This window comes from Glutamicibacter sp. 363 (assembly GCF_052379505.1).
Taxonomy (GTDB): Bacteria; Actinomycetota; Actinomycetes; order Actinomycetales; family Micrococcaceae; genus Glutamicibacter.
This window is the reverse complement of the sequence record NZ_JBQSYR010000102.1, coordinates 1-271: the sequence shown is the minus strand read 5'-3', so window position 1 is coordinate 271 and position 271 is coordinate 1. Positions and strand designations below refer to the sequence as shown.

Sequence of the window (271 nt, the reverse complement as noted above, 5' to 3'; positions counted from 1 at the left end):
GGAAATAGTTTTCATGCCGCCACCGTGCACTCATACGAAACACGATCTCGGCTGCTGGCAGGTCCGTGTTGGTGGTGAGGATATGGATCTGGCGATGCTCTTGGCCAGTGGCTTCACGGACCTGCTTACCAGCGGCCACGATCCGGCTGATCTGCCTCATCCGGAAACAGATTTCCTGACCAGCAGGCCCGTAGGCCAGCGTGACGGTGGTGTCGGCAACCTTCCCGTACTCATGCTTGGTACCGAACTGATCCGCATACTCAACCTTGCC

General features: G+C 57.9%; 1 protein-coding gene. It reads right to left on the bottom strand.

Annotation, left to right across the window (positions count from 1 at the left end):
• Nucleotides 1-271 (bottom strand): hypothetical protein (locus ACT3UA_RS19035; RefSeq protein WP_444617901.1); only part of this gene is annotated, 271 nt, incomplete at both ends.